At 55.9% G+C, this 13743-nt stretch carries 11 protein-coding genes and 1 pseudogene; 11 read left to right on the top strand and 1 reads right to left on the bottom strand.

What is annotated here, in order from left to right; all coding sequences use genetic code 11:
* Window positions 1–17: 17 nt before the first annotated feature.
* The 3 genes from OHL20_RS02370 (at window position 18) to OHL20_RS02360 (ending at window position 2894) form a co-directional block, all read left to right on the top strand.
* A complete protein-coding gene (locus OHL20_RS02370; protein WP_263381617.1) occupies window positions 18–824 on the top strand; it encodes a cytochrome c biogenesis protein in 807 nt (268 codons plus the stop codon).
* Window positions 821–2077 (top strand): glutamyl-tRNA reductase, encoded by a 1257-nt coding sequence (gene hemA, locus OHL20_RS02365; protein ID WP_263381616.1) that lies wholly within the window; start codon window positions 821–823, stop codon window positions 2075–2077. Before OHL20_RS02370 ends, hemA begins: the two co-directional genes overlap by 4 nt.
* Before the next feature lie 283 nt (window positions 2078–2360).
* Window positions 2361–2894, top strand: a complete 534-nt coding sequence (locus OHL20_RS02360; RefSeq protein ID WP_263381615.1) for a TlpA family protein disulfide reductase — start codon at window positions 2361–2363, stop codon at window positions 2892–2894.
* On the opposite strand, the gene OHL20_RS02355 is transcribed toward OHL20_RS02360, so the two are convergent.
* A complete protein-coding gene (locus tag OHL20_RS02355; RefSeq protein WP_263381614.1) occupies window positions 2891–3790 on the bottom strand; it encodes an alpha/beta hydrolase in 900 nt (299 codons plus the stop codon). The two genes, OHL20_RS02360 and OHL20_RS02355, sit on opposite strands and share 4 nt — an antisense overlap.
* A 61-nt stretch (window positions 3791–3851) precedes the next feature.
* Here OHL20_RS02355 and hemC point away from each other — a divergent pair, with 61 nt between their 5' ends.
* The 8 genes and pseudogenes from hemC (at window position 3852) to OHL20_RS02315 (ending at window position 13739) form a co-directional block, all read left to right on the top strand.
* Window positions 3852–4823: a hydroxymethylbilane synthase gene (gene hemC, locus OHL20_RS02350; protein WP_263381613.1), complete on the top strand. Its 972-nt coding sequence runs from the start codon at window positions 3852–3854 to the stop codon at window positions 4821–4823.
* A 4-nt stretch (window positions 4824–4827) separates the two neighbouring features.
* Complete coding sequence (locus OHL20_RS02345; protein ID WP_263381612.1) at window positions 4828–5589, top strand: uroporphyrinogen-III synthase; 762 nt, start codon at window positions 4828–4830, stop codon at window positions 5587–5589.
* Between the two features lie 101 nt (window positions 5590–5690).
* Window positions 5691–6467, top strand: coding sequence for a hypothetical protein (locus tag OHL20_RS02340; RefSeq protein WP_263381611.1), 777 nt, complete (start codon window positions 5691–5693; stop codon window positions 6465–6467).
* Between the two features lie 383 nt (window positions 6468–6850).
* A pseudogene (locus OHL20_RS02335) lies at window positions 6851–8137 on the top strand (ISNCY family transposase); the annotation flags it as partial.
* Between the two features lie 518 nt (window positions 8138–8655).
* Complete coding sequence (locus OHL20_RS02330) at window positions 8656–9018, top strand: cupredoxin domain-containing protein (RefSeq protein WP_263381609.1); 363 nt, start codon at window positions 8656–8658, stop codon at window positions 9016–9018.
* Window positions 9019–9020: 2 nt separating this feature from the next.
* Window positions 9021–9488: a c-type cytochrome gene (locus OHL20_RS02325; RefSeq protein ID WP_263381608.1), complete on the top strand. Its 468-nt coding sequence runs from the start codon at window positions 9021–9023 to the stop codon at window positions 9486–9488.
* Window positions 9489–9510: 22 nt separating this feature from the next.
* Window positions 9511–10830: a nucleotidyltransferase family protein gene (locus tag OHL20_RS02320; protein WP_263381607.1), complete on the top strand. Its 1320-nt coding sequence runs from the start codon at window positions 9511–9513 to the stop codon at window positions 10828–10830.
* Window positions 10827–13739: an SLBB domain-containing protein gene (locus OHL20_RS02315; RefSeq protein ID WP_263381606.1), complete on the top strand. Its 2913-nt coding sequence runs from the start codon at window positions 10827–10829 to the stop codon at window positions 13737–13739. The genes OHL20_RS02320 and OHL20_RS02315 overlap by 4 nt, the downstream gene beginning before the upstream one ends.
* The last annotated feature ends 4 nt before the right edge of the window (window positions 13740–13743 follow it).

The raw sequence follows: 13743 nt of genomic DNA, 5'->3' as shown, positions 1-13743 counted from the left end.
CCGATTGGCGAACCCGTATGTCCCTTCTCTGGCTCAAAGTCGCAGTTCTGCTCTACGGTGTTGCCGCGCTCGCGGTGCTGCCCGCAGCTCTCTACGATCGCCCACGCTGGCGGCATATCGCCATTCCCGCCACCATCATCGCTGTCCTCTTCCACTTCGTCTCGCTGGCGGAGATGCTCAACGCCGCGCACCATGCGCTTCCCGTAGAAACGCACGAGACCCAGGCGCTTCTCAGCCTCCTCTTTGCGCTCGCCTTTCTGCTGGTGTACTGGCGCTTCAAGACCGTCTCGCTCGGTATCTTTCTGCTTCCGATCTGCTTTCTCCTTGGCCTGATTCCGGCCTATCGGCCCGGGCAGGAGATCGCTCTCCCGCTTCTCCGCACCGGTTGGATCTTCCTGCACATCGCTCTCCTGCTGGCTGCGTATGCTGCGCTGCTGATCTCCTTGCTGGCGTCGTTGCTCTACCTCATCCAGGAGCGCCGCCTGAAGTCCAAGGCGCCGACGCTTCCGTGGCTTCCGCCGCTCGAAACAACGGACCAGATCGCCCTCAAGGCGCTTCTCTACGGACTCCCCTGTATGACCGCAGGCCTGCTCATCGGTGCTGTCATCGCCGAGCAGACGATTGGGCCCTCGTTCTTCCTCGATCCAAAGGTACTTCTCGCCTTTGCGATGTGGCTTGCCTACGCGAGCATGATCTTCATCCGCCGCCACTCCGGGTTGCGCGGCCGTCGAGCGGTCTATCTCTCCTCCTTCGTCTTCTTCGTTGTGCTGGCTGTCTGGGCCGCGAACCAGTTCTCCGCCGTCCACAGGTTCACCGCGCCATGAGTGAAACCGTCGGCACCAGGCATCTCGTCCTTCTTGGCATCAACCACAACACCGCTCCCATCGAGGTGCGCGAGCGTGTCGCCATCCCTGCTGGCCGTCTTGCAGATGCGACGCGCACATTGCTTCATCAGCCCGGAATCCAGGAAGGGCTGATCCTCTCCACCTGCAACCGCGTCGAGTTGCTGACCATGCAGGAGGAGAACGGCGTTTCGCCCGATCTGCCCCGGTTTCTCCACGAATACTTCTCCCTGCCGATCGCTACGCTGACTCCGCATCTCTACGAGTTCCGCGAGCGGGAGGCGGTCCGTCACCTCTTCCGCGTCGCTTCATCGCTTGATTCGATGGTCGTGGGCGAGCCGCAGATCCTCGGGCAGGTCAAGGACGCGTACACAACGGCGCGTGAGGTTGGCGCTGTGCAGTCGAACCTTGAAGCCTTGCTGCAGCGGACCTTTACAGTCGCCAAGAAGGTCCGGAGCGAAACCCAGATTGGCTCGTCCTCCGTCTCTATTGCGTCCGTAGCTGTCGATCTCGCCCGCAAGATCTTTGGCAGCCTCACCGGCAAGACTGTGCTGCTGGTCGGAGCAGGGAAGATGTCCGAACTGGCCGCACGTCACCTCATTCAGCAGGGGGCTGCGAGTATCCTCGTCGCCAACCGTACACAGGGTCGTGCCGAGAAGATCGCTGACGAGTTCCGCAGTCCGGCCATCCACACCGAGGTCATTCCGTTCGACGAGCTGTATGGTCAGGCTGATCGCGCCGACATTGTCATCACCTCGACCGGAGCGCCGCAGAAGCTCTTCGGACGTTCGCATGGACAGCACTTTCTCCAGCGCCGCCGCAATCGGCCTATGTTCTTCATCGACATTGCGGTCCCGCGGGATGTCGACCCGCGTATGAACGAGGTCGAGGGCTGCTTCGTCTATGACATCGACGACCTTCAGCAGGTCGCGCAGGCGAATCTGGCGGATCGTTCTCGCGAAGCCGCTGCGGCTGAGACCATCATCACAAGCGAGGTCGCCAAGTATGAGCAGCGGCTCCACTCCCGCGACGCCGTTCCTGCGATTCTGGCCCTCCAGCAATCTGCGGAGCAGATTCGCCAGGCTGAGCTTGCCCGTTCTGCATCGAAGCTAGCCGAGCTGACGCCCGGTCAGGCTGCAGCGGTAGAAGCCCTGACGCGCTCCCTCACCGCCAAGCTGCTGCACCCACAGTTGAGAGCGCTTCGCCAGACCACCCCCGCAAAAGACGAACCATAACGAATTTTCGTCTCCGCCTCGCCAGCTAAACCTCAGTCTTTACGCGCCTTTCGCTACACTTCGTCATCCCGCGCCTCCCGTTTCATTCGCCCGAATTGAACCAAAAATCGTATACCCGCAAAGAAGTCGTACATATTCGTACTGGAAGTCGTACAAGTACCCCCCTAACCGACCTGTTTTGAAGACTTTGCGCATTCAGGTAGGGAGGGGGGTACCAGCGCTACATTCATCCGTTCGGTGGAGGTAAAGCGGGCTTGGGTCTCCTATAGTTGGACCACCACTTATGCCTAAGCTGAAGCTTGTCGCCGCCCTCCTACTTGCCACCGTTTGCCTCTTGGTTCAGACAAAGCAGACCGCCGCTGCCGACAAACCGATCAAATTTAAGGACCGTGCAGGCGCAACACACACCATCGCCGAGCTTCGCGGCCATCCAGCCGTTGTGAACTTCTGGGCTACGTGGTGCGGTCCCTGCAAGGACGAGATGCCTCGACTACAGAAGCTCTCCGAGACCTACGCTCTAAAAAACGTCCAGTTCGTGGCCATCTCGCTCGACGCTCCCGACACGCGCAACAAGATCGACGCAACTCTTGCAACAGCAGGTTTCAAGATTCCAGTCTGGCTCGGCGCAACGGACCGAACACTGACGGATCTCAAGTTAGGCATTCTCGTTCCCGCGACCCTGATCCTCGACGAGAACGGCGAAGTGGTCGGCAAGATCGAAGGTGAAGCCAAGGATGTTGATATCCAATCCCGACTCGACTGGCTCCTCGGCGGAAAGCAAGGTCAGCAACCAACGCTGATCCAAAAGAACGGTTAGGGTCGTCCGACAGGCGCAGGTTCGCCGAGTATGTGGATTGTATGCAACCAGACCTCCGCCTCCGCAGGCCAATGAGAGATCGGCAGGTCTGTCGGCCGCAGCCCGAATCCATGTCCGCCTTGTGTGTACAGATGAAGCTCAGCAGGGACTTTGGCGTCCTTAAGCGCCTGAAAGTACACCAGCGAGTTCTCGACGTGCGCCGTATAGTCGTTCTCAGCCTGCACAAGAAACGTCGGCGGAATCGCCGCATCGGGCAACAGCGAAGGCGCAACCTTGCCGTCTGATCCGCTCAACCAGCCCGGATAAAGGATCATCTGGAAGTCAGGCCGAGCGTCGATGGCTGAAGCCGGAACAGTCTTGCCCTGAAAGTCAGGATGCGTGCTCAACACAGCGGCCAGATGAGCGCCAGCAGAGAAGCCGATCGCGCCGATGCGCTTTGGGTCGATATGCCACTCCGCAGCATGAGCGCGCGTGAGTCGCATCGCCTGCTGCGCGTCTTCGATATCCTCCACGTTCTCTGGATAATGACCCTCTTCCGGAACCCGATATTTCACCAGAACGCAGGTCATGCCGATGGAGTTCAGCCACTCGCAGACCTCGGTCCCTTCGATGTTGTAGGCCAAACGAATATACGATCCACCGGGAAAGACGAGCGCCGCAGCGCCGGTGTTCTTTCCCTTTGGTTCGTAAACGATCAGGCTGGGATGACTCACATTCGTGACGCGCACGGTCACTTTGCCGGACACAATACGGTTAGCATCGGTCGTCGGATCGCTCTCCGGGCCAACGATCTTCGACGGCTCAGGATTACCGTTCGGCCACAAGGGAAGCGTGCGTTGCTGGGCCGCGAGCGGTAGAACGAGAGCGATGGAGAGAAGGGACAGGAGCAGACGCATGGGAGCATCTTAGACCACATGGCGGAACAATCCGCCTCGGTTCCCGTATTCTGAGGAAGACATGAATCGACCGATACGCATTGGCTCCCGCGGTTCGCAGCTCGCCCTCTGGCAGGCGAACCATATCCTTTACGCGCTCCGCGACGCCGGCTACAAGGTTGAGCTGGAAGTAATTCGCACGACCGGCGACCGAATGCAGCAGCCTGGCTTCGTTCCGCCAGCAGGCCTCGACGGCAAAGGCATCTTCATCAAGGAGATCGAGGAGGCGCTGGAATCTGGCCGGATCGATCTCGCCGTCCACTCGCTCAAGGATCTGCCAACGCAGATCGCTCCGCAGTTTACGCTTGCCGCGATCCCGAAGCGTGCCGATGCACGCGATGTATGGGTTTGCGAGCCGTATTGGGCCTTACACACGCTGCCTGAAGGTGGGAAAGTGGGTACGACGAGTCCACGCCGTCGCGCGCAGCTTCTGGCGCTGAGGCCTGACCTCGAGTTCGTCGAGATCCGCGGCAACATCGACACGCGCCTGAAGAAGCTGGAGAAGGGCGATGCGGATGCGCTGGTTCTCGCTGCGGCGGGTCTCGACCGGCTAAAGCGCGCAGAGTGGGTTCATCAGCGCTTCTCGCCTGAGGAGATGTGTCCGGCGCCGGGACAAGGCGCGCTTGCGCTTGAAACCCGTGCTGTGGATTGCCCGGCGACCGACGATGCGGATGACGAGCGTGATGCTTACGTTCGCGGTGCCATCGCCTTCTTCGAACACACGCACACGCGCTTCTGCGTCGATGCGGAACGTGCTGTGTTGCACACGCTTGGTGGTGGTTGTCAGCTTCCAATTGGCGCATACTGTACGCCTGAAGACGATCACTATCGGCTCTATGCGCAGGTCGTCGCGCCGGATGGAGAAGCCATGGTTCAGCTTGCAATGACTGCACCGTTGACGGCGAATCCCTGCGAGATAGGCCAGAAGCTCGCAGCAGACTTGATCGCGCAAGGCGCTCTCGAACTGCTCGCACCTATCTCCGAACTGGCCTGAGACGATGCCGCTGATCGGCAAGCGCATTCTAATTACGAGAACGCGGCATCAGGCTTCGGAGCTTGCGGCGCAGCTTGAGTCCGCAGGGGCAGAGACGATTTCGATTCCGACGATCGAGCTGGCTGCGCCTTTGTCTTACTGCGTGCTCGATGCGTCGCTCGCGTCGCTTCGCAGCTTTGAGTGGGTAATCTTCACCAGCATCAATGCGGTGCATGCTTTCGCCGCGCGTGCTAAGACTCTGTCAATCATGCCAAGCCCGCGGAAGATCGCGGTGATCGGACCGGCGACTGCGCGGGCCGTTCGGGAGATCGGCCTGATCGTCGACCTGATGCCAAAGCAGTACGTTGCGGAGTCGCTTGCGGAGGCACTTGTTCCTTTTGCGTCGAGTGGTGCCATGTTGCTCATCCGTGCCGAAGAAGCACGCGATGTTCTTCCGGACGCTCTGCACAGTGCGGGAGCGCAACTGACCATCGCAAGCGCCTATCGCAACATCGTTCCCACAGAGTCGATTGCCGCACTGCAGAAGCTTCTTGCGCATCCAGAAAGCATGCCCGACGCGATCACCTTCACTAGTTCGTCGACGGCCACGAACCTATTTGCACTGCTCGAACAAGCTGCGCTGACACTTCCGAAGACAATCGTCCGTGCATCCATAGGACCGGTCACTTCGCAGACGCTTCGAGAGCTTGGCTATCCTCCAGACATCCAGGCCAAAGAGCCGACCATCGCTTCGCTCTGCAGCGCGCTCACGACTCACTGGCGATAGAAGCAAGACTCATTTACAAACCGATGACATAGTGAAGACAGCCCTCTGACACTTGCTCCGCTGCACGCCGGTAGCTTGGGTTCATGAGCAGCCAGTCACAAATGCAGTCTCAGAAAGTCAAGAGACGCAATCACCATCCGCACTTCAGCGCGGTGGCAGCATGTTGGATTCTTGGCCTGATCCTGCTGATGTCTTCGCCCTCCCTTGCAGCCCAGGACACGCCGATCATTTCTGGTGGCGCAGGATTCTTTGCAAGCAGAAACCTCGGGACGATGTCGTTCCAGCCCGTGCTTGCACCTGTGGTTGCCTTCCCGTTGGGGAAGCATTTTCTCGCGGAGTCCCGGTTCGACTTCCGCGAGTTTTACACGCCCGAGAATGGTGCGACTGGACCATACAAGGGGACTTTTTTCAAGGCGACACAGGCATTGCAACTTGATTACGTCGTCAATCGTCATGTCACCCTCGTCGCAGGACGCTTCCTTACGCCATTTGGAACCTACAACGAACGGCTGTCCGCTATTTGGATCCAGAGATTCCAGGACGCTCCACTAATTTTCTCCGCAGGTGATCCTCTGGGTTCGGGCAACGGTGCCATGCTTCGGGGCGTGATCTTTTCCAAGCCTGCCGTGCAGATGAACTACATCGGATACTTTGAAGCGTCCAGCAGCATATCTCAGTTTCAATCCGTGCGATCTGTAGGAGATCGTATCGATATCTATTTTCCGAGGAAGCGCTTGGAAATTGGTTCTTCCTTCTCGCGCGTTCTAACCGGAACACCTGTGAACGCATACGGAACCCACGTTTGGTGGACACCAGCGCGATCTCCGCTTCAGGTGCGCTCGGAATATGTCCATGCAGCGCACGCGCAGGGTTACTAGATTGAGAACTCCTACCGTATGTCACAGTGGCACGGACCGGACAGCCTGATCGGCCGCTTCGAACCCCTTTTTCGCATCCAGCAGACCTTCCGCGATAGTCCTGGTCCCGGAGACGGCTTGCCCGGTGTTGACACTAGACAGGCCGATTTTGGATTTGACTATCACCTTCCTCATGAGGTCCGCCTTAATTCGAGTTATGCGCGAAGGTTCTCTGCGACAAATAACACAAATATCTGGGAGATATCGCTTACCTACAGACTTCTCTTTCCTGCTTGGCGAGGTTCTAAATGAAAAGACTGATAACACGAGTTACTGCGTGGCGGAATGTAGCGGCTCGATAGAAATGTCATGGTCCAGCCCATTAGAACTGTCAGGTTCTAAGGATGGGATGGATCTCGATGAGCGAGCGCGATCTGAGGCGGATCGAAGTGTTGAGTGACGTGCGGGCTGGGCGTCGGACGGTGGCTGCGGCGGCAGCCGTGCTCGCGATCAGCGGGCGCCAGGCGTTTCGGCTGCTGGCCCGCTACGAGGCCGACGGCGGCAGCGGGCTGATCCACAAGGCGCGTGGAAGAAGATCCAACAGAAGTCACAACGAAGGCATCCGGAAGTACGCGGTCGAACTGGTCAAGACCAGGTACGCGGACTTCGGGCCGACGCTGGCGACCGAGATGCTGCTGGACAAGCATCAGCTCCGGATCGGCAAGGAGACCTTGCGGCGATGGATGATGGCCGAAGGTTTGTGGCTGTCGCGAACACAACGGAGAACCTTCCACCAGCCGCGGCTTCGACGCGAGAGCTATGGCGAACTGATCCAGATCGATGGCAGCGACCACCGCTGGTTCGAGCAACGCGGTGAGCCCTGCACGCTGCTGGTCTTCATCGACGACGCGACCAGCAAGCTGATGCAGTTGCGCTTCGTGCCAAGCGAGAGCACGGACTCCTACTTCGCGGCGCTACAAGGCTATCTCCAGACGCACGGCTGCCCTGTTGCCTTCTACTCGGACAAGCACACGGTCTTCCGCGTCAACAAGCCGGATGCGAAGGGCGGCCAGGGCATGACACAGTTCGGCCGCGCACTGGCAGAGCTCAACATCGAGATCCTTTGCGCGAACTCCAGCCAGGCCAAGGGCCGCGTGGAGCGAGCCAACCGCACCCTGCAGGATCGGTTGGTGAAGGAGCTTCGCCTGGCGAACATCAGCGGCATGGCTGCGGGTAACGAGTTCCTGCCAGGGTTCCTGGAGCGGTTCAACGAGAAGTTCGCGCTGGCCCCGGTAAGGACCGAGAACCTGCACCGAAGGCTCAACGTGCAGGCTTCCCGACTGACCGACATCCTGTGCCATCGTGAGCTGCGTCATGTCAGCCAGCAACTCAGCCTGGCGTACGACCGGAAGCAGATCCTGCTGGAGCGCAGCGAGCTGGCCGACAAGCTGCCCGGCCAGTACGTCGAGGTCTACGACTTCGCCGACAGACCGCTCGAGGTGCGCTGGAAAGGCCACTTGCTTCCCTATCGGGTCTTCAGCAAAGACCAGCGTGTGAGCCATACAGCAACGATCGAGAACAAGCGCCTGAGTCATGCGTTGACGATTGTCAGGGCGCAGCAGGAACTCAAGCGCCCGACTACGGTGCTAACCAACAGCGCCAAGGGTGGGTACAAGAAGCGCGGCCGGCAGATCTATGGGCCAGACTATGTCGAAAAACCGCCGGCGCCCAAAGCTGTGGAAATATGCAAAATCGCCAAGTGCGGCGATTTCACACATTCCCACAGCACGACGGCTACGGCTCTATACTGACATTTCTAATGGGCTAGCCACCCTGTCATTCCTAACGAGCTACAACACGGAATACTGGCAGTCATCTACAAATACTTCTTCTAATGTTTGCTGTCTTCTCGGGAGGGACTATTTTCTCGTACTCGCAGAATGCGCCTGCCGTGCCAACTGCGCGTGACAACTCCAAGAAGGCTTTAGCTGCAAAAGTACTTACAGAATCAGACCCAGGAGAACGCAAATTCCAAGCTAACTGTAATCGCTGTCACAATGCACCCGAACAGCTTTCGCCAAGGATTGTAGGAACAGTGGTTCGCCATATGCGTGTGCGCGCCTTGCTGAGTGCGGAAGACGAGCGCGATATTCTCCGCTACCTCGCTCCCTAGCAGAACTGACATACCAACTCAAGGAGATCTATTTAAGTGAAGCTCAAGTCTACACAGCATCTTTTCATCCTGGCTATCTTGGCTGTGCTCTCGGTCGCAACGCAACGATCCCACGCGCAGGGTCCTCGCCGTGTAGAGATCACTGCGAAGCGTTTCACCTTCTCGCCGGCAGAGATCACCCTGAAGAAGAATGAGCAGGTCACCATCCTGTTGACCAGCGAAGACGTAGATCATGGCTTGAAGTTCAAGGATCTGAACATCGTATTGAAAGTAAAGAAGGGTCAGACCAGCGAAACATCGTTCACGCCTACACAGGCCGGTACCTTCGTCGGGCAGTGCGCTATGTTCTGCGGATCAGGTCACGGTTCCATGAAGATGACGCTCCACGTGACGGAGTAATCATGCGCCTTGGAGCCCAATTCGCACTGGCGCTGATGCTTCTCGTGTGCGGTTGCAAAGTTAGCCCCCCAACTAGCTTCGAACGACAGTTGATCGTAGCAACGAAACACCGTCTCACGGTGCGGAACAAGGATCAGAAGAATCCTCTGCCATTGACCTCGGAGAGTCTAGCAGCTGGCAAAGAGGCGTTCAACCACTACTGTGTCGCTTGCCACGGGATGGACGGACAGAATACCGGAGTTCCGTTTGCGGATCGGCTGTCACCGCCGCTGCCAGCACTGAGCTCCGCAGAAGTACAAAGTTATACGGACGGGCAATTGAAATGGGTGATCGATAACGGTATTTCACCATCGGGGATGCCAGCCTCGAGCGGTACGCTAAGCGACGAGGACATCTGGTCTATCGTACATTTTATTCGTCACCTGCCGCCCGCTGGAAGTCTTGGTGAACCAGAGATGTACAGCCACTAACAATGCTGACAGGGAGTGCTCTATGAAGTGGAAGCAGCCGGCGAATAGGAGGGTTGTACAAGCTGTGATCGCGATCTTTCGCGATCCGGTCGAGTCTTGCCGCAAGCAACTTGCCCCTTTGAAGCTGTCCGAGTGGGCTCAAACTTATTACTGGCTGGATGCCAGCGGTATGGCGCTTTATTTCCTCAAGCAGGTTGAACTGATGCAACTTGAGGATGCTCTTCCGGCTGAGACACTGCAGCGGTTGCGAAGGAACTATATCGACAATGAGGAACGCAGCAACACAATGTTTGGGGAGTTCAAAACAATAAACCAAGCATTTAACGCGATTGGTATACGCCATTGCAATCTGAAAGGCTTTACGCTTTCGCCGCACGCGTGTCCTGACCCAGCAGCGCGCCGTCAAAGTGACTTTGATTTCTTGGTAGATAGCCGTCACCTTGAAGCTTGCGCAGAAACTCTAGCAACAACGGGCTACATACGCACCGGAGTGACAAAAAGTGTGTGGGAGTTCAAAGCTAATAATTTCAAGTTGCCTGAGATGAGGCACTTCTACGAGGCAACTCCACAGCGATCAGTCGAATTGCATTTCGATTCCCCAAAGCACAACACGCCTCTAAGCAATGATCTTCTTGATCGGGCAGTTTGGCAGACTTTGCACGGAACCACATTCCGCGCTTTACCTGATAGTGACCAGTTGATTGGGCAAGCTATCCACGTAATGTCCCATCTCCGTAGCGCTAACACCCGGCCTTCCTGGATATTAGAGTATGAAAGGCATATCTCCTTCCACTATGACGATGCAACATTCTGGGATGAGGTAAGAGTTCGGTCCCAAACTTACCATGAGGCATTTACGGCCATAGGTTTGGTAAATCTGCTGTCTCACAATATCCTAGGCAGCAAAACCCCTAAAGACCTCAATATATGGACTGTTGACTGCTTAGCCCCTACAGTGAAGTTATGGGCCGAAACATATGGAGAACGAGCTGTCCTCGCCGATTTTCCTGGAACCAAACTCTATCTTCTTCTTGAGCAGCAGCTTCAGACTAATGAGAGATTGTGGCAGGAGACAAAACATCGTCATCTATTGCCTGCTCTGACGGTCCCGTCTATTGCACAACAGTCTCCTGCTGGATCACGTGGAGCCAGCTTTTATAGAATCTTGATTCAGCTCCAATTTATCTCTTTTCGTCTCCGCTTTCATATTATCGAGGGCTTTCTTTACTTCGCGGAGTTAGCAAATTGGCAATCAAGCCTGGCCCAGTTACAGACGCAGAATAAACTTTGCCCACGATCAAATTCTGATGTGGTGCCCGTGACGGAGAACGCCACATCATGAGAATTCTTTCCACAACTTACCTCGGGTGTAGCTGGCGTTCTTTACGGTGGGCAATAACCTTGATTGCTCTTTCGGGTCATCTGATCGCTCAACAAAGTCAGTTAGCACCTCCAAATAATGACGGCATGTCTGATCCTGGTCAAAGCTCATCGTTGGCAGCAACCAATAGTGTGAGCGATGATGCCTCATTACGTAATGCCCTGACTGCTAGCCAAATTGACACAATCCTCCAGCAAAAACCAGAGGTCGTGATCGAGTTGAAAAGTTTTGTCTCGGATCAATTACAACAGCAGGGCGTCAATACACAAGCAGACTCTATCACTGACGAGATGCTTTTTAATCAGATAGCCACGCGGCCGGATCTTCGAGCTAGCATCACTCTTTGGATGCGCGCGCGCGGATATGCCTCCAGTGCTGATCTTCATCGTTCATTCAGTGATTCTGAAAACGACGATGACGGTGGCGCACTGCGGCCAGGGCCCACGCTTGATTCACTCAGCCAGATACCTGGCACCACACTATCAAGTGCAAATGCTTCTGCCATGCTTCCGTCAACTGCAAATCCGGCAGCATCTGCAGGAATATCAAGTAGCCTGCAAGGGAAACAAGGCGGGTCGGTCAAGCAAGCGAGGAACATTACTGATGATCCTGAAGTTCTACGTCTCCCCACACCATACAACCTGCAGTCTCTTCGCGATCTTTATACACAAATTCCTCAGAACACCATAAAGCTAAAGCGCTTTGGTTCGGACATGTTTATTAATAGAGATTCATCGTTGCTTAGTCGAAACGGTTTGGGTCAAGGCAATCTTCCAATAGATCTCCCTGTAGGTCCCGACTATATCCTTGGGCCCGGAGACGGGATCACGATCAATCTTTGGGGTGGAATCTCCCAAAGTCTTACGCGTGTGATCGACCGAGAGGGCAAGGTGGTTTTGCCTGAGGTCGGCTCGCTCGTGATTGCGGGTCTCACTCTACAACATGCGCAGATAACCATAGCGAATGCCCTAAAACAGCAGTTTCGCAATGCGCAAATCGACATTACTATTGCTCGACTCCGAACGGTTCGGGTATATGTTGTTGGCGATGTACAGCGCCCGGGCGCATATGAACTAAGTTCCTTATCCACGCCGCTCAATGCTCTCTATGCGGCCGGCGGACCTACCGGGATCGGGTCGCTCCGGACTATGCACCATCTTCGCGGAAAGCAGATCATACGGGACATTGACCTGTACGACTTTCTCTTACATGGATTGAGGATGGATGATGACCGCTTTGAGTCGGGTGACACGCTCCTTGTTCCTCCGGCAGGTCCACAGGTTGCCATAGGCGGTATGGTTAAACGGCCCGCGATCTATGAAGTTAGAAGCAGTTCCAGCCTGGCCGAGCTTCTAGAGGATGCTGGCGGAACAACTGTGATGGCTGCTCTGAATCATGTGACAATCGAACGCATACAAGCAAATCAACAACGAGAGACGATCAGCCTAGACCCCCCGGCAGGAGGCGATCCTCAGTCGACCTCCGAGGTGATTGCAAGGTTCAACGTGAAAGATGGCGACCGCATACAGGTTGCACCGATTCTTCCCTATAGCGAACGAGCGATCTATGTCGAAGGGCACGTGGTACGTCCAGGAAAATATCCCTATAAAGATGGGATGCAATTGAGTGCTGTTCTAGGGACCTATAAAGATCTTCTTCCTGAGCCCGCGATGCACGGCGAAATTATTCGCCTTGCAGCACCAGATCTCCATCCGGAAACAATGCAGTTCGATTTGGCGGAGGTGCTTATTGGAAATAATAATGTGCTGCTCCAGCCATTCGACACAATTCGTATCTTTGGGCGTTATGAGGTGGATTCTCCGCAGGTCACGATTCGTGGCGAGGTTCTCCGGCCTGGAGCGTATGCCCTGTCGCAGGGGATGACTTCCGCTCAACTCGTGAAGATGGCGGGAGGCTTCAAACGTGATGCCTTATTGGACAGTGCTGACCTGACTAGTTACACCATTCAAGACGAAAAGAAAATCGTAAGCCAACGTTTGTCAGTACGCATTGGAGAAGCTTTGAAGGCAGAATACCAGAGGGATGATGTCGCTTTGAAGGCAGGGGATGTTCTTACTATTCATCAGATCTCAGGCTGGAACGATATTGGTACGTCAGTGACCCTTGAAGGTGAAGTAACTTATCCAGGTAGTTATGGCCTGCAGGAGGGGGAGCGGCTTAGTTCAGTCCTGCGCCGTGCCGGGGAATTTAGAGGTACTGCATACCCTTCGGGAGCAGTGCTCATCCGCACCCAGGTTAGAGATCTAGAAGAGAAAAGCCGAGCCGAGCTAATTCGTCAGATTGAGAGTACATCGGCTGCTTCGCGAATTTCACCGAGTCTCACAGCCCAAGATCAATCGTCTACGCTCCAAGCTGTGGCTGCACAGCAAGCTGAGGTGTTGCAACGTCTTAAGAGTCAGCCCGCAAGTGGACGCCTCGTTATCCATGTCGGCACTGACATCAAAAGCTGGGAAAATACTGATGCCGACATCGAAATGCGGAGTGGAGATGTGCTGACAGTCCCTAAGCGCCCTGGATTTGTGCTAGTCAGTGGTCAGGTCTACAACTCATCTGCGATCACCTTTGTACCGGGAAAAGTAGCTGGTTGGTATCTCCGCCGGGCTGGCGGAAGCAATGATGTTGCAGATCGAAAAGACATTTTTGTCATTCGTGCAAATGGCTCTGTTGTCGGCAGGCGCTCCGGAGGATGGTATGGAACAAATGTTATTGGGACAAGGTTGGAACCAGGAGACGTCGTTGTAGTTCCGCAAAGAATCTTGGGCGGCTCATTATTCTGGAGGAATTTACTCACTGTCGCTCAAATCTCTTCTTCGATAGCTATAACAGCCGCAGTTGCGGGAATTATCTGATGAC

The organism is Granulicella arctica, assembly GCF_025685605.1.
Classification (GTDB): Bacteria; Acidobacteriota; Terriglobia; order Terriglobales; family Acidobacteriaceae; genus Edaphobacter; species Edaphobacter arcticus.
The sequence above is the reverse complement of the archived record's forward strand: the minus strand, read 5'-3'. Positions and strand labels throughout refer to the sequence as shown.